Here is a 16628-nt window from a genome sequence, read left to right as displayed (position 1 = left end):
TGCAGTGCATTGGGTCGAAAAGGACTTTGCAATAGAACCGAATAGTATAGCGCACGCTACAGGAATTGAAAATATGGATTTGCCCTTCCTCAATATCACTATAACCAAAGAATTGATCGGGGTCTTCATGATGCCCCTTACCTACGGATTCGTAGGTTGGTTTACCAACGTGGTAGCCTTAAAAATGACCTTCTACCCGTTGGAATTTGTAGGGATTCCACCTTATTTAGGATGGCAAGGGATCGTTCCGAAAAAGGCCCAGAAATTGGCCCTAAAATCGGTGAATATCATGACCGAAAGGCTGATCAAGGTAGAGGATTTTTTCTCCAAAGTAGATCCGGATCAATTAGAGACCGAATTCCAACCTGTATTAAATGATCTGATCCCTTCGGCAACCCATGAAATCGTTCATCATATCAATCCCGTCTTAAGAAAACATTTAGAGAACGGGCATGGGGAAGAGATCGTAAGAGCTGTCCAAGAAAAATGCGCTCATACGGTGAAAAATATCATGACCCAGGTAAAGGAGAACGTATCCTCCGTTTTCAATTTCAGATCCCTGGTTTTGCGTAAACTTACAGGACCGAATGTAGAAAGGATCGTAAACATCTTCGAGGAAGTAGGTTCTAAAGAATTCAAATTTATAGAACATTGCGGTTGGGCCCTCGGCGGTGCACTCGGTATCGCCCAGGCAGTGCTTTGGAATTATCTTCCTATCTGGTGGACGCTTCCCATCCAAGGAGTGATCGTAGGATATATCACCAACTGGGTGGCGCTCACGATGATATTCCGTCCTCTTTACGAAAAAAGATTGGGACCGATCAAATATAGAGGTTTATTCATCGCAAGACAGGAAGAAGTTTCCAAAAAATATTCGAACGTATTCGCAACCCAAGTTCTCACAGCAAGAAACGTATTAGAAGAGATCTTATACAAAAGAGCCGCAAGGACTTTGGTAGAGACTATCCAAGCGGAAACGGAATCCGCCGCTGCCAGGCTGAACTTATCCGGACAACTGGATGCGGAGAATAAGGGAGAAGATTCCGATTTCGAAAATACCAAAAAAGAAGTCATCCGCAAAGTAAGCGATTCCTTAGCAGGAAGTTCTACGAAACTCGAAACGTATATGGGAAGAGCGATGAGCATAGAGAATAATATGTTCAAACGTATGAAAGATCTCCCACCGGAAGAATTCGAACCTATCTTAAGATCCGCTTTCCAAGAAGACGAGTACGTTCTTATCCTGATCGGTTCCGTTTTAGGAGCGATCGTAGGTCTTGTGCAAGGGATCTACATGATCGCGGTATAATATGGAGCTGATTAAGGTAGAAGGTTCCGATCCAGAATCTTTCCTCCGGAAATTGACAAAAGCAATCTCCGGAGGAGAATTAGGTGCGATCACTAAATTCGATCTGAAAGAAGACGATTTTTGTATTAAATTTTCGGGATTAGGTGAATCCAGGATCTGGTTCAAATTGCAGAGGGAAGCGGAAGGATTTTCAGCCGTCAAAAAAAGGGAAAAGATTGCTTTACTACATATAGCATTCCGGCAAGAAATGGAAAAAAATTTGGAGAATATTCTGATCCGACTCGGAGCGGAAGTCTCTTAAATATTACAGAATGTTACAATTCGGTTCGGATTCCAAAATAGCGACTCTACCTTCCGGAATCCGAATCGCCTATCGGGTCTTTCCCGGCAAATCAAAAGTCCCGCTCTTCTGCGTTCATGGTCTGACCGGAAATTTAAAAAACTTCGAACCGATCGCGGAAGGGCTTTCTAAAAAAGGGATCACCGTAATCGTATATGATCTACGCGGAAGAGGAAATTCGGACAAGCCCAAAGAGGAATATTCCGCAAGAGTACATGCTCAGGACCTAAAAGATCTTTCATCAATATTAGGATATTCTAAAATTTCCATTCTCTCCCATTCTTTAGGCGCCTGGATCACTCTCAGATTTGCGGAAAAATACTCCGATTTTTTGGAAAAAGCGGTTTTGATAGACGGAGGCGGAGAACTTTCCATCAAACGTAAAATTTCCAATCTTCTTATGATACAAGGTTCCTTAGCCCGTTTAGGCAGAAGGATCCCTAGTAAGGAAATTTATCTACAAGAGGCTAAAAAGTCCCCATTACTTTCCGCCTGGAATAAGAATATTCAAAATTTCTTAATGTATGAACTGGAACCGGTCGGAATACTTTCTTCTTCCTTGATGCCAGGAGATACTTTGTACGGACCTGTGCTTTGTTCTATTCCTCCCTTTGTGATCGATAGCGAGCTAAAGAACATGGGGGGTGCCATGAAGCCGACGGGTATTTTTGCCAGACTTTTGAAAAATCCAAAAGAATTTTTCAAAACCGTCCAAGATAATAAGGTCATGCCCTACTCCTCATTACATTGTCCCGTGCTTGTGATCCGAGCCCTAAAACCGAATTTCAAACCGGGAGACGAACTATTACCATCTTCCGCAATAGAGAGGATGAAAGAAAAGATCCAAAATCTGAAAATTTACGAATTAAAAGACAAAAACCATTATGAATCCGTACTTTTGGAAGATACGGAAAGAGACCGAGAAATACTAAAATTTCTGCAATTTTAAAGAGATTCGTCCCGATCTTCTTCTATAAAATGATCTCTTTTAAAAAATATATAAAGTAAAACGAATATTCCGACTAAAACCGCAGCGGCTAATCGAGGATCATATTCGTATCTTTTAAATATTTTCCCCTCTCCGGGCTCCGGCATTTTTTTCGGTTGGATCGTAAATCCGTTTTGGGTCGCAAGTTCTTCCACTCGGACCAAATGAATGACCGGTATCCCCGCATTCGCAAAACGCCTCATGACGGAATCTTTTCCCTGTCGAGAGATGGGATGTTTCAAATTCAATCCGGCTGAAAATTCTCCCTCGTTTTTTTTAGTTCCCACGGAAACTGTTCCCCCACCTACATTGATATAAGCTTTATATTCTGAAATGGGGCTCCCTGCGGAATACAGATTCATCCGTTCTTCCAGACTTTCCGAGTAATTCCTAGATTGGAGCATGGGGAGAGAATGTTTGGAAGCGGAATTTTGTAGTAGCTTCGACCCTTCTTTCGGGATCCCGAACGCCTGGTCCTCAATCCCTCCCCAACTATAAGCCAAAGAGATGTAGGGAAAAATTCCTCGGGTATAGAGTCTCTTCTCCATATCCGGCCATAAAAGATCAGGATCATTCGCGCCCCATTGGGAAGAAGTTAAACTGGAGATGATCACAAGTTTCAGATCCAAAACTTTCGCAGCGGAATATACCGCTATATTCAAAGCGGGAAAAGATCCGGACAGAGAAACGGCGACAGTATCGCCCTTTTGGACCCCGGCTTGGATGAGATACTCCAAAACTAAGGCTCCAAAGTTGGGATTGATGGAAGTTTGTTTGGCCCTAAGCGATCCCAAATTGCTCGTAACAACTGTAAAAAATTCACCGATCAATCCCGAATCGGATGGGTCGGAAACCGGATCTATCTTTTTGTTTATCGATACTTTGTATTCCCTGATTTCTTGAAACGCTTTAGCAGTCAGTTTTGCCGCTTCGATTTTTTCCGAATAGTGGGGCTGAATTTTCTCGGAAAGAAAATATTCCACTAAGAATATTCCAAAAAGTGAAAATACGACTAAGAGCAAATAATATAGAACGGACTTATTAGAAGAATTCCAATACATTCCCTTCAAGGTAATAACTCCTTTCCAAGAAATAGGATCAATATCAAACGAACGATCACGGATGCCGTGAGTAAAGACGCCAAAGTTTCCAACCAACCTTGCCTATCCATCCAAACGGCGATCAGACCGGGAATAATATGGCCAACCGCCCTTACTTCCGATTCTAACTGGACAACCTCCGTAAAGATCCGAGGAAATATCCATTCGTTGCCGACCGCATCTAAAACGAATCCAAGTAAAAGTAAGATTGCCGTCCTTCTTTTTCCGTACAATATTACAAATTTTGAAATGAATTTCCCTAGGCCAAAAACTCCCAAACTTACCGATAATGTAAGAAGAATATTGACCGGATTCTGGAGCTGTAAAGCAAAGTAGCCGGGAACGACCAACCCACCGGCGATCCCGAAAAATTCGGAAAAGAATAGACTGATGCCTAGTCCTATACCTATGGAAATACTTAATAAGTCCATATCATCCTTTCATCATTCCTGTTTGTTTTAAATGTTCCAGAAGTTCTAAGCCTAGACCGCCTATGTTCCCCAATCCGACTATCATCGAATTAGAAGGTAAAAATATTTTGAAAAATCCCAATACTTCACCCGCATTCATAGATTTCAGATTTTCCATTTTAGGATTTCCTGAACTTAATTTCAAACAGGTCTTTTGGAATACTTCTGTTTCTTCTCCGGCAATCAAAATTAGGTCGGGAGAATTTTTCTTCCAAGATAGGATTTCTTTTGCCATTTGTTCGGATCTTTCCGGTCTATCCTTTCTACAATTGACAAGAGCCACTTTATATGAATATGCCGGGAAGCGTAAGATGGCATTCTCCCAAATACTAGCAGCAGATCTGGGATCGTTTGCCGCAAAACCGTTTGCAAATGCGATCTTTTTTTCTCCCAGATCGTATTCTGCAAAAAAACTAGCGCCTAAATCGGGAGAGTGAGACCACATTCCTTGGATTGCAATCTCAGGTTTTACCCCTAAAAACTCGCAGACTTCCAGCGCAAGGATCACATTTTCAGGATGTTCATAATATGCAAAACCTTGCATATAGTTTAGATGTGAATATTTTCCGGGATGAGTGGGAATGATTTCAGTCTTTTTCCTTTTTGTTATTTCTTGGAAAAAAGGAAAAAATTCTTTTTCGGAAGTAAATAAGACCTTCGATTCCGGAATGGATCCGCTTAGAGCCAAGGCTACGTCCTTCTTTTCAGGACCCATAATTTCCAAATGATCTTCTCTTATGTTTGTAATGACTGCATGCGTGGCCCTTATTAATTTTTCTTCCGAAACTTTCTGGTTGAATGGAACAAGGGCCATACATTCTAAAACGATCGCATCCACACCTTGTTTTTCAGCTTCTTTGATCGCAAACTTCTGTTCTAAAATGTTGGGGGCTCCGTATCGGATAATATTTTTTTCGGAACCGTCCGGTAATATAAGTCTCGGAACAGTTCCTGTTGTTTTGGCAAGCACCCGATATCCACCCTTTTTCAAGCCGGATGCAATCAGTCTAGTGACGGAACTTTTTCCTCGAGTACCATTCACATGAATTCGGATCGGGATCTTATTCCTTCTATAAATATGAAGAATATATTCTGCAAATCCGAATCCTAACAGAATTAGAAGTAATGGAAATAATATTAGCAATTCGGACACGTAAAGAATGTGTTTCCAAACAAGTCCTTAGGTCAACTGAGATTAGCTTAAGTTCAAAGAAATCAATGTGATATCGTCTTGGGGTTCTTTATCTCCCAAATGGGCTTTCATTTCGCGTATGATCTGAGAATGTAATTCCAACCCGCTTAGCCCGGACTCTCTGAAAATTTTTTCTATTCTTTCTTCTCCGAATGGATTTTGTTCCGAATCGAATTCTTCAAATATCCCATCGGTTAACATGAGTATGGAATCTCCTTCCGAGTATTCGAATTCTTCTTCCAAATATTCCATTTTCGCGTTCAAACCCAGAAGAGAGCCTGTTCTTTCCAGAAGGTTAATTCCCGATTTGGATTTCCATAAGAGTGCGGGATGACCTCCGGATGCGAATCGGATCTTTCTTTCGATCGTATCCACATCCAGGATAAAACAGGAAAAGTACATCTGTAAATTCTTAAAGTTCCGACAATAATCCGTATTGATCCCCTTGATCAGTTCCAAGGGAGAATCCGCCAGATATTTTAGCGGTTCGTAAACACCTTTGATTGTCATCGTGACTAGCGCAGCCTGTACCCCGTGCCCGGTAGCATCCGCCAAGATTACCCTAAGTACACCGGGACGAAATTCGAATATATCGAACCAATCCCCTCCTACCTCCATTACCGGAAGATAATTTACGAAAGTTTGAACTCCCGGAATGGAATAATCGATCGGTGGAAGTAAACTGTTCTGGACCTTTTTTGCCAGATTCAATTCTTCCTTCATCAAACGATAAAATCTGGTAAGCTCTTTGGAGCGCGATTCCACTTCCGCTTCCAGATTTTGTAGGAGGTCCAACCTTTCTCTATCCACGGTTTTTAGTTCTTCTACGGTTCCTCTCAGCTTCTTTTGGATGGAAATCCTGTCTGTTATATCCCTAAGTATCAGAGTATATCCTTTTCCGGAGGAAGTATTTACTTTGGAAACGGAAGCTTCTAAAATTGGTTCCGATCCGTTCTTACGTTTGGCTCTAAACGGACCGAAAATTCCCCTGTCGGAACTTTCTCCTATCTTCCGTAACACTTTAGAAAAAAGTTTATTACGTCTTTTCGGGAGTAAAAATTCCAAAGACTTTCCGTTCACTTCCCAAGAAGAATATCCGAACAATTTTTCGGCTGCCGGATTCATCATTACGATTTCCATGGATTCGTTCACGGAAAGAATAGAATCCAAAGAAGTTCTCACAAGTTCCGAAAGTCTTTCTTCGGATTCTTTGAGTTTTACCTCTCCTTCTTTTCTGGAAGTCACATCACGCAGATATACAGCAATCTCCTCGACGGAAGGAAAGATACGGACCTCGTACCAAATATTTTCTTTCGGATCTAAGATCTCTAAGTCCTTGGGGAGTCCCGTATGCATGGATTCGATCATCGCAGGGAACAATGCGCTATAATTAAATTGAGGAAGTATTTCGGGTAATCTTCTGCCTACTAAATTCTCGCGGATAATATCCAGAAGTTTTTCGGCTTCGAAATTGGCGTATAAAATCTTAAGTTCCCTGTCCAGGGACAAAAATGCGTCCGTAATTCTTTCTAAGATCCGAATTACGTCTTTTCTAGAAGCGGATTGGAAGGGGGTGCGCGATCCGGAAGATTTTTCCTCTGCTTCTGACATAGGAGATCAAAAGTATCTCCTTAGCTAAAGCAAGGTCAAGAAATCTTTTCCGAAGCTGGGATCATGATATGAAATGTAGCGTATTCTTCCTCGGAACTTTCAACCTCTATCTCTCCACCCATTTCACGAACGATTTCATAACTAACGGATAGCCCAAGCCCAGTTCCGACCGTAGTTGGCTTTGTAGTGAAAAATGGATCGAAAATACGATTAATATTCTCTTCACTGATTCCGATTCCCCAATCCTTGACCGTGATCTTGACGAAGCGGGTATCTCCTCTTTCGATTATCGACTGAGACACTTCGATCTTTTTTTGATCCGTTTCAAAAGGATACTTATCATTCAGAGAATCCCTTGCATTAGTGATCAAATTTAGAAAAACCTGTTTTAACTTTTGAGGCTCACCTACTACCAAAGGAATTTCGCTATCAGCATCCACTAAACGATCCATTCCTTCAATTCGGATCCCGTCTCGGACTAAGAATGGCAACAAAAGTTGAATGGAAGAATACATAATTTCTCCGGTAGAAACAAACGCCTTGATACCTTCTTCTTTATGAGCGAAACCTAATAAACTTCTTACGATGCCGGAAATTCTTTCGCTTTCGCGGATGATCACTTCCATATTTTTGGAGAGAGATTCGTTTTCTTCCACCTGAGTACGAACCAGCTCGGCATAATTCAGAATGCCGGTAAGGGGATTATTGATCTCGTGGGCAACTCCAGCCGCCAAGGTACCAAGCGCTTCCAATTTTTGTCTATGCCTTTGGGATTCCATTCTTCTCAAACGATCCGAATCGGATTCCTTTTGTTGGGTGGTGTCTGAGATCGCAAGTAGGATCGCACTGATCTCTCCTTGTTTTGTAACCGGAGAGATCCTGATATAATAATGACTTCGTTTACCTGTGAAGCTGCTCCATTCTTCGAATGCTTCCGGATTTCCCGTATTCAATACTCGGGTAATGACTGCTTGTAGTTTTAAAGCATCAGAAGTTTTTAATACTTCAAAAAAATTTTTTCCCTGGATCTCTTCCGTGGGAACTCCGGTAAATGTCCTATTTATGAATAATACATTGCCGTTCAGGTCCATAATGACCACAAAATCCATTCCTTCCAGCAAAAAGGAACGCCAGCGATAGTCCGAGTCTTCCAATGAATAATCTTTGAGAAGACCTTCCTCATCCAATTCTTGAAATTGAACAAGAACTCTGCCTTCTTCCGTTGGGATCCGGTTTGCTCTTACAAATACCTTTTTGTATCCGTTTGCAGAAAGAAGTCTTGTCCTTGCGGAAAACACTCTAGGAATTTCATGTTTAGATTTGTCTAAGAATGCGTCCAGAAGGCTTTCCTTATCATCGGGATGCGCAAAATGGCACCATCTCATTCTTCCTTCGATCTCTGATTTTTTCTTTCCGGAAATATCCTCGAACTTCTGGTTTACTAGTGTGATGGTTCCATCTCGTTCCACCAAAAAGGCGGCTAACGGTTGGTGTTCGAATAGGGTACGATATTCGGAAGAAGACGCAGCGGCTAGTGTGTTTTTTTGATCCAAGACCTTCCTCCTCCTTCTTTCTTTTTATCATCCGTACCAAAACTAAGTGATTGAATAGTATTCGATTTCGGGTTTCAAGAATCCTAGATCTTCCGATCAGGCTCTTATAGTTAATGGGAAGAGAGAGCTTGTTTAAATATTACAAATTTGGAAAAAAAAGAATAAGCAGGATAAGTCGAGATGCTGGTTTGTCGTGAATTGCAGTGAAATCGTGATATTTTCATCTGTTGCTTCCGATCCGTTAGAATAGAAGCAACAGAATTAACACAGAAATGTCAGTAAACTTTGATCAATTCTACTTCGAAAATCAGCGTAGAATTCGGAGGGATTGTACCAGCTCCGGAACTTCCATAGCCCATTTCAGGAGGGATGGTCAATTTACGGATCCCACCTTCTTTCATACCTTGGACTCCTTTGTCCCAACCTCGGATCACCTGTCCAGCACCCAAATCAAAACGAAAGGGAGTCCCTCTATCTTTGGAGCTATCAAATTTTTTTCCGTTGGTAAGCCACCCAGTATAATGAACGGTTACGTTAGACCCATTGAAGGCCTCTTTTCCTGTACCCTTTTTGATGTCCTTAATCACAAGACCGTTCTGCCCTTGAGCAAATACACCTAGGCTTAAAACGAATGCTGAGATTAAAATTGCAGTTAGTATATAGATTCTTTTTAAATTCATTTTCCTCTACCTCCAGTACGTCTGACGGAGCTTCCGAATCCTCCCGTGGTTTGGCTTCCATGCACCTTATTGTGACTTGGCCCACCTTTTACGGTTTGTTTTTTATCGAATTCTTTTTTCCATTCTTCGGCGTCCACCACCGTCAAAACTTTTCCGGAAACCTCGTACTTGTTTAAAGCTTCCAGGGCTTTTTTGGCCGCTGCATCTTCCATTTCCAAAGAACCGTATCCCAGAGAACGTCCTGTGAGTTTGTCCTTTTTGATAGAAATATGTTCTGCCTTTCCATATTTAGAAAATAATTTTTCCAAATCTTCTTCCTTCCATTCTTGAGGAAGATTGCCCACTGAAATCTTCATACCGCCTCCTTTTGTATATCGCGACGATTGATACCGGCCTTCTACTTTCTTAAAAAAAACCGGTTAGATCACCCATTCTTTCAGGTCGGGGGGAAATCGAAAGCGCATTTCATAATCACCATTTTGAAAAAGAAACCGGCGGAAATTTAGGTTGAGGCTCCTACTTTGCCGTAAATACTACCCAAAAGACCCGGTTCGGGTATTCTCCCTTCAAATTTTCCAGGAATAGGATACATGGATATCTTCTTAATCATCGTAGTTGTTATGGCTGTACTCGGGGTAATGGACTTACTCGTCGGAGTTTCCAATGACGCAGTGAACTTTACGAATTCGGCAGTCGGCTCTAGAGCGGCTTCCAGAAAAATCATCCTGATCGTTTCCGCATTCGGCATATTACTGGGGGCCTTAAGCTCCAGCGGAATGATGGAGGTTGCCAGAAAAGGGATCTTTCATCCGGAATTTTTCAGTTTAGCCGAGTTGATGTTCTTATTTTTGGCGGTGATGGTTTCCGATATCATCCTTCTGGACTTATATAATACCCTTGGACTTCCCACTTCCACCACCGTCTCCTTGGTCTTCGAATTATTAGGAGCCTCCTTGGTCCTTGCAATTCTCAAAACGGATACCTTAAACGACGCATTTAAGATCATAAACTCCGAGTCCGCTTTAAAGATCATCTTTGGGATCGCTTTGTCCGTGATACTCGCTTTTTTTGCTGGACTGATCCTGATGTTCTTTTTCCGACTCATCTTCAGTTTTCGTTTAGAAAAAACTCTTTTGTGGTTCGGCGGGATTTTTTCCGGACTGGCTATCACAGTTGTGATCTTTTTCATTCTTCTAACCGCAATGAAAGGATCCACATTCTTGAGTAAGGAAACTTTGGGATGGATCCAAACCAATTTTAAGACCATTCTGACCTTAAGTTTTATAGGTTTTTCCATCCTATTCCAGATACTGATCTTCTCCAAAGTAAACGTTCTAAAGATCGTCGTATTATTCGGAACCGCCGCACTTGCAATGGCATTTGCAAGTAACGACTTAGTGAACTTTATCGGAGTTCCGATTGCAAGTTTACAGACACACCAACTGATCAAAGCAGCCAATTGGGATGCAAATTCCATGGCAATCGGTTTGGGAAAAGAAGTATTTACCGACAATAGACTTTTGCTCGGCGCCGCATTGATCATGATCTTCGCATTATTCAAATCCAAGAAGGCGGAAACGGTAACTAGGACCGAAGTAAGTTTAGGTTCCCAAGGAGAAACCATAGAAGCATACCAATCCAGCATGGTAGCGAGAGTTTTCATACAGATTGCGGTCGGGATCTATTACCCTATCAAAAGATTTTTACCTTCCATCATCCGTACCTGGGATCTCTTCCAGATTCAAACAAACCGGGACTTTGGAGCTGGTCCGAATGCATGAAAGTGATGCTTTCGATCTCTTAAGAGCTTCCGTTAATATTCTCATTGCTTCCGCTTTGATCCTGATCGGGACGATAGAAAAACTCCCGCTCTCTACCACATTTGTCACTTTCATGGTGGCAATGGGAAGCTCACTCGCAGACGGAGCTTGGCAAAAAGAAAATGCGGTCAATCGAGTCAGCGGAGTCCTAACGGTTGTGGGCGGATGGTTTATGACTGCCGTCTTTGCTTCCTTTACAGGAGGATTTATAGCAGCCTTATTTTACTCTTTCGGTTTCACAGCAGTGCTAATAGTTTTAGTATTGACATTTTTTTTAGTGTTTGCCTTTAATCGTGTCCACAAAAAAAGAAAGGCAGAATACGATGAGAACCTCGAAAAACTTCTGCTCTTGACCAAACACCCCGAAAAGGCGCTTTCTAAATCTCTTTCTTCTTTATTAGGAAATTTGTTATTAGCGAAAAAAGCCATGAATACTCTTTCTTCCGGATATATCGGCGGAAAGAAGAAGGATTTCAAACAGGCTTCTAAAATATTAAAGAACCTGAAAAAAAATTACGAATCTTCCATCTCCGCTATTTTAAGTTTGGTGGACAGACATTTCGACGAGTCAGACTTCCAATCCATCCATCCATTCACAAGTGCACTCGGTTATATAGATAGAATCGCGGAGAATCTTACAAATATACATAGGAACACTTCGGAAAAAATAGATCGTTTTCAAACCGGACTCACCAAAGACGAAAGAGAAGATCTAAAAGAATTGCGTAAACTCGCAGAAGATCTTTTCGAACTTCTGGCGCAATCCGATAAGGTGCCTGGTTTGTTAGAAAAGGCAAGGTCGGGTAAAAAGGTGAAAGAACTTTCGGATATTAAGATCCGGATTTACAAAAACCAGATGAAACGTATCCGCAAAGGGGATAGCAAATTAAAATCCAGTGTAGCTTACTTCTTAGTGATTGAAGAACTTGTGGATATTAACGAAAACTTATTCGCTCTTGCAGAAGAACTGGTTTGGGTCTTACCTTGGATAGAAACTAAAAAGAAACAATTCGCAAAAGGGAATATCGGTCCTTCTGCGGAATTCCCAAAAATCAAAGACAAGAAGAAAAAGAAGAAATAATTAGAAGGAATCTCGCACGGAGTTCAGAGAGGACGCGCAGAGCTAATTAGACGGTGTTGGAATTCCAACGAGCGGTTCAGGAAGAGGATATTAATGTTGTAGGAGCTCCAACACGCGCAAGCAGGCCCAAAAATCTTCCGTAATATCCGATGTAGGAACTCCTACATCGGATACATAAACCCTCGGTGACTCCGTGTCTCTGTGTCTCTGTGTGAAAATCCCTCAAAGTCTCTTTTGAACTCTGTGTCTCTCTTACCCAGCGTATTTTGAATACAGGATCGGCCCGAAAGCGGTCAAAAGTAGAGTAAGTGTCAGAACGATAATCGGAATTATGATATGTTCGTGTCTTACAAAGAAGCTCTTACCTTCTAAACTTTTATCCTCGATCAACTGCTCTCTCACTACGTGTTTGGTCAACAAGTGATTGAGTGCCACCGGTGGGGTCAAATATCCAAGTTCGAAGGAAACAAGCGCAGTCATCCAGAAGTTCAAAGGATGGATCCCGTTTGCCTTAGCGATAGGATACAAGGTCACCGAAACCAGGATCACTGCGCCGTACGGGTCCATTAACATACCGATGATCACAAGAGCGAATGTCAGGATAAGCATCGCGGACAATGGAGAACCAAGTTGGGTCGGGAACAGATTGATCACTTCCGATCTTTCAAAAACCCCGCCCATAGAAGCGGACATTCCCATCAAAAGTAGAAGAGCTCCCAAGTGAGAACCCGCATCATACGAAGTTCTAGCAAGTTCCACTTCCTCCGTATGGATCTCTCCATTCTCTAATTTTTCCTTTTTGGAAATACGATAGTCGATGAACAATAAAGCAAGCATCGCAATCGGAAGAATATAAGGAGCCGTTCTTTCGTCGAAATGAGTACCAAGAGCAAGCACTATCGTGAGAACGATCGCAACTGAAATCACCAAATAAACCGATAACGATTTGAGAGCTTTTAAAGATTTACCTAAAGCATCTTTTTCAGGACGGATCTTCCAGGTTTCCGTTCTGCTAAACCAACTTACGATCAAGAAGAAGGAAGTTGATAAAGCAAAAACTCTCCAACCCCAATAGAACAATTCATCCGTAGTAACTTCCAAATTTAAAGAGGCCACAATTACCACAAGTAGACAAGGAGGTAAAACCACTCCCAAACTACCGGACATTGCGGTAGCAGCGAGCGCTCTTTCTTGGCTCGCGCCTGCTCTTCTCAATTCCTTAAAAATGGTTGCTCCTAATGCAAGCACAACAATCCCGGAAGCCCCGCTATAAGCGGTAGGAAGAGCCGCGACCACAACAACGATCACCGCCATTAGTTCCGAAGGGAATTTCCAAGGATTCAAAAGATCGAAAAATCTTCTACCTAAGGACGTATCTCTTAAAAGAATACCGGTCCATACGTACAAACCGATCTGTATATACAAGGAAGCATGTGCGGTCAATTTCTGAAGATAGATCGCAAGTCCCGCGGGATGATGTTCCAATAAGAAAAAATACAAACCGCAGACGATCGCCATCCATGCGTACAAAGGAACGCATAATAAGGCATTCGAAAGTTTGGTATTCTGTTTACCTTCTCCATTTTTAAAGAGAGGATTTCTTAAATTATAAAAGTTTAATCCTGCCAAAAGTATGAGACCTGCAACCCAAAGTACTTGGATCTGAGCCTCCACACCTTTTTGGAGAGGATACATGAATGCAGCAGATACCATTATAATCGTATTTGCTACGATCTGACTCCATTCCGTAATCTTCTCTTCTTTGGAGTTCTCCGGATTTCGAAGAGCGATATGATATCTTCTGGTAGTGGAAACGGTTCCAGCTACGATCAATAAAAATACCATCGTCATAGGAATATAATCAATGGCTGAGATTGTTAGCCAGGAAAGCCTGCGCTCGAATCCGCAGTATAATTTTTGTCCGGTAGTAAGAGAGCCTGCAAGTTTCTCCAACTCCAATTGGGTTTCGGTAGGCCCGGTAGGAACTCCTAGATTCTTCCCGCCGCTCGTATCCCCTAGACCGATATCATCCAAGGCGTCCATATCGGCTTGGCTGACTTCCGCTTTTGTCTCGGTTTCCGCACTCGGATCCACGATACAAACATTTCGGATCATTGCATAGTTCGGCCAAATACTGCCGCCTAAGCCTAATAGCCTAGCTTGGACTAGCTGGCTTCCACTTTGAACAAGGGGGACGAATAAAAAGAATAATACCGCCCAGGAAACGATTTTTCTCCACATAGAATATCCTCTGGAATCTGCGATTGATTGATATAAGATAAGCGGGAAAGATTTTTCCCGCCTTTTTTATGTTAGTTTTGGAAATTATTCCAGGTTATCCGAGCACTCTACGGCTTCTTTATCCGCACTGCAACGAACCCTTTTCATTAATTTCAGAATGGTAGGATGATATACTTTTTTGTCTCTCAGCCTGATCCGGACTTCTCTAAATTTTTCGAAATAGTTCTTTTGAAGGTCTTTCGGAACTTCTAACCAATATTTGGCCGGAATTTCCTGCTCTGCCTTTTTGGTAAGGGAAAGCATAGAGTCGAACTGAGTCGCCGCCCACGCTCTGGAAGTGTTTCCGAATCCTTCCGCAAAATCCTTATGACGAGCCACGATCTGGAAGGTCAATTGGCCGATCGGAAAACGAACGATACCTCCATTCGGAGAAATTCCCTTCATAAGTTCCAAAGGTTTGATCCCGATCGCGGGAGAATAACAAGCATCCGCTCTTCCGTTATTAAAGATACCTGCGAAAGTTGCGATCTCTGCGGGAACCATAGAAGCTCCTACGATATCCACCATTGTAGTGGCAGCCTGATCGTACGTTAAAGTTGCGATCTTCTTTCCGGCCAGATCCTTAATATCTTTCAGATTTTTATCTCTGAGTAAAAGATAAACCGCACCGCCTGGGAACATAGCCATCGTCTCATAGTCGCCGTCCGTGTTCAGTTCCCTTACTTTAGGATTTGATAATGCTTCGATCGTTTTGCGGAGAAGGTCATAACTTGGTAGTGCACCGATCGCTTCGATGGATCCGGATTCATGTACATAACTCCTTACCCTAAGCGAAGTTAATAATGCCATATGACATTTTCCAGCTTTGAAGTCGGAATTTGCTACCACTTCGTCCGTATAAGCTTTCAGGTCCAGACGAATTCCCCATGTTAAAGCTTGCGCTTGGTATCTTTGCGCGGCTTTGAACAGGTCTCCATGTGCGCCGGAAGGATCGAATACACACATGGATCGATCCACAGTCTCCGCTGCTCCCACACCTACGGACATCCAAGTCCCAAGAATAATTACCGATAGAATGAGAAACTTCTTCATATAGTTTTTTTCCTTAAAGGTCCCTTTTTTTCGTTTTCCACCCAAGAACCCGCTCATAGATCTTTTAACAGATCGTCTTCTTCTTTATTGTTTTTCTTTTTTCCCGGAAAAGAGGAGAAGTTAATCGGCCCTCTATGTCCGGTCTCTTTCATCCAAATTTTATCGGATTCATGACGTGATAAATTCTCCGCAAACGCTTCCAAGAAAAGATATTCTTTCTTAGCAGGTATTTGGCTTAGAACTTTAGAATGTTCTAATATAAGTTTTTTGATCTTTTCAGCGTCGCCTTTTCCGGCGGCAGCCTGGATCTGGAAAGCTCGAGAAAGCCGGACCCCCGCCTGGTCTCCCAATTTAACTGCTTCCTCCATTTGTTTGGAAGCATCCTTTCCTTCCGGAGTCGCGCCCGGAACGGAAAGCCACACAACAGCTTCGAGAGCCAATGGAGTTCCCCACCATTTTTTAGGATCCAAACATTTGGATCCTCCAGCAACTACGCTTGGCACTTCTCGAGTGATCCCGGCATACCCTTGAGAAGCAAAATCATGAAGGATTGCGAGTAATCCGGAAGAAAGTCCCACTAAATAATATAACTCTTCGTCTTCGCTAATGGAAGGACATTTCCCGTTCCATTCGCCGAAGTATTGCAGGAATCGATTATGCGCGTCACCGTATCTTTTTGCAGCTATTCCATGGTAACGGATCTGTCTAGCCTGGTTGTCCAGAGCTTCGTCCCCCTTACCTTTACGAACTGCAGCTATATACAGAAGTTCCGCTTCTTGTGCCTGTTTTTCCGCACACATTCCCGCTCCCATCTGGGCAACCATCGTTGCAAGTTCTACAGACGCTCCGGTTCTTTCGAATGAAGACACTAGAGGTCCGAGCGCCGTTCCTCCGTTGCAGATCGCGTCCAAATCATCGGAAGCAAGATAATGGGGAACCAAATGGTCTTGGGCATACGAGTTTAAAGTTTTACCGGTAACTCTATATACGATGGAACAGTTTGCCAGGGTAATTGTAACAATCGTTACAAAAAAAAGGATTCGTTTATTCATTTTATTTCGGGGGTTATTTTTACTTAGAAATATGGGGGATTCTGGAAGAACGTACAGAAGGGTTTTACTTCGTCCAATATTTTTTTTTCTAATGAGCGT

General features: G+C 42.4%; 13 protein-coding genes and 1 pseudogene. 4 read left to right on the top strand and 10 right to left on the bottom strand.

Annotation, left to right across the window (positions count from 1 at the left end; genetic code table 11):
- The first annotated feature begins 73 nt into the window (after positions 1–73).
- Genes LEP1GSC192_RS01450 through LEP1GSC192_RS01440 form a run of 3 tightly spaced genes read left to right on the top strand, consistent with a single transcriptional unit; the run spans position 74 to position 2598 of the window.
- Complete coding sequence (locus LEP1GSC192_RS01450; RefSeq protein ID WP_020768420.1) at positions 74–1309, top strand: DUF445 domain-containing protein; 1236 nt, start codon at positions 74–76, stop codon at positions 1307–1309.
- A gap of 52 nt (positions 1310–1361) precedes the next feature.
- Positions 1362–1610 (top strand): hypothetical protein, encoded by a 249-nt coding sequence (locus LEP1GSC192_RS01445; RefSeq protein WP_232420940.1) that lies wholly within the window; start codon positions 1362–1364, stop codon positions 1608–1610.
- A 10-nt stretch (positions 1611–1620) separates the two neighbouring features.
- Positions 1621–2598, top strand: coding sequence for an alpha/beta fold hydrolase (locus LEP1GSC192_RS01440; RefSeq protein WP_020768123.1), 978 nt, complete (start codon positions 1621–1623; stop codon positions 2596–2598).
- Here LEP1GSC192_RS01440 and pgsW read toward each other — a convergent pair.
- The 7 genes from pgsW to LEP1GSC192_RS01405 all read right to left on the bottom strand — a co-directional run bounded on the left by pgsW (position 2595) and on the right by LEP1GSC192_RS01405 (position 9599).
- On the bottom strand, positions 2595–3698 hold the full coding sequence (pgsW, locus tag LEP1GSC192_RS01435; RefSeq protein WP_232420944.1) for a poly-gamma-glutamate system protein: 1104 nt from the start codon (positions 3696–3698) through the stop codon (positions 2595–2597). The genes LEP1GSC192_RS01440 and pgsW overlap by 4 nt on opposite strands.
- Positions 3699–3703: 5 nt before the next feature.
- Positions 3704–4168, bottom strand: a complete 465-nt coding sequence (gene pgsC / locus LEP1GSC192_RS01430; RefSeq protein ID WP_020768050.1) for a poly-gamma-glutamate biosynthesis protein PgsC — start codon at positions 4166–4168, stop codon at positions 3704–3706.
- A 1-nt stretch (position 4169) separates the two neighbouring features.
- Positions 4170–5360, bottom strand: coding sequence for a poly-gamma-glutamate synthase PgsB (gene pgsB / locus LEP1GSC192_RS01425; protein ID WP_020768327.1), 1191 nt, complete (start codon positions 5358–5360; stop codon positions 4170–4172).
- Positions 5361–5402: 42 nt separating this feature from the next.
- On the bottom strand, positions 5403–7010 hold the full coding sequence (locus LEP1GSC192_RS01420) for a SpoIIE family protein phosphatase (protein WP_020768450.1): 1608 nt from the start codon (positions 7008–7010) through the stop codon (positions 5403–5405).
- 35 nt (positions 7011–7045) lie between these two features.
- Positions 7046–8563: a PAS domain-containing sensor histidine kinase gene (locus LEP1GSC192_RS01415; RefSeq protein WP_020768315.1), complete on the bottom strand. Its 1518-nt coding sequence runs from the start codon at positions 8561–8563 to the stop codon at positions 7046–7048.
- A gap of 275 nt (positions 8564–8838) precedes the next feature.
- Complete coding sequence (locus tag LEP1GSC192_RS01410; RefSeq protein WP_020768378.1) at positions 8839–9243, bottom strand: FKBP-type peptidyl-prolyl cis-trans isomerase; 405 nt, start codon at positions 9241–9243, stop codon at positions 8839–8841.
- Complete coding sequence (locus LEP1GSC192_RS01405) at positions 9240–9599, bottom strand: RNA-binding protein (RefSeq protein WP_020768040.1); 360 nt, start codon at positions 9597–9599, stop codon at positions 9240–9242. Before LEP1GSC192_RS01405 ends, LEP1GSC192_RS01410 begins: the two co-directional genes overlap by 4 nt.
- Before the next feature lie 234 nt (positions 9600–9833).
- Here LEP1GSC192_RS01405 and LEP1GSC192_RS01400 point away from each other — a divergent pair.
- Positions 9834–12144, top strand: a pseudogene (locus LEP1GSC192_RS01400) (anion permease).
- Positions 12145–12396: 252 nt separating this feature from the next.
- On the opposite strand, the gene LEP1GSC192_RS01395 reads toward LEP1GSC192_RS01400, so the two are convergent.
- The 3 genes from LEP1GSC192_RS01395 to LEP1GSC192_RS01385 all read right to left on the bottom strand — a co-directional run bounded on the left by LEP1GSC192_RS01395 (position 12397) and on the right by LEP1GSC192_RS01385 (position 16529).
- Positions 12397–14385, bottom strand: coding sequence for a TRAP transporter large permease subunit (locus tag LEP1GSC192_RS01395; RefSeq protein ID WP_020768180.1), 1989 nt, complete (start codon positions 14383–14385; stop codon positions 12397–12399).
- Positions 14386–14469: 84 nt separating this feature from the next.
- Positions 14470–15477 (bottom strand): putative solute-binding protein, encoded by a 1008-nt coding sequence (locus LEP1GSC192_RS01390; RefSeq protein ID WP_036088797.1) that lies wholly within the window; start codon positions 15475–15477, stop codon positions 14470–14472.
- A gap of 53 nt (positions 15478–15530) precedes the next feature.
- The gene (locus LEP1GSC192_RS01385; protein WP_020768330.1) at positions 15531–16529 is read right to left on the bottom strand and encodes a hypothetical protein; all 999 of its coding nucleotides are present in this window, start codon (positions 16527–16529) and stop codon (positions 15531–15533) included.
- Positions 16530–16628 lie beyond the last annotated feature (99 nt).

The organism is Leptospira sp. B5-022 (assembly GCF_000347035.1).
GTDB classification, from domain to species: Bacteria; Spirochaetota; Leptospiria; order Leptospirales; family Leptospiraceae; genus Leptospira_B; species Leptospira_B cinconiae.
This window is presented reverse-complemented; position numbering and strand designations above follow the sequence as displayed.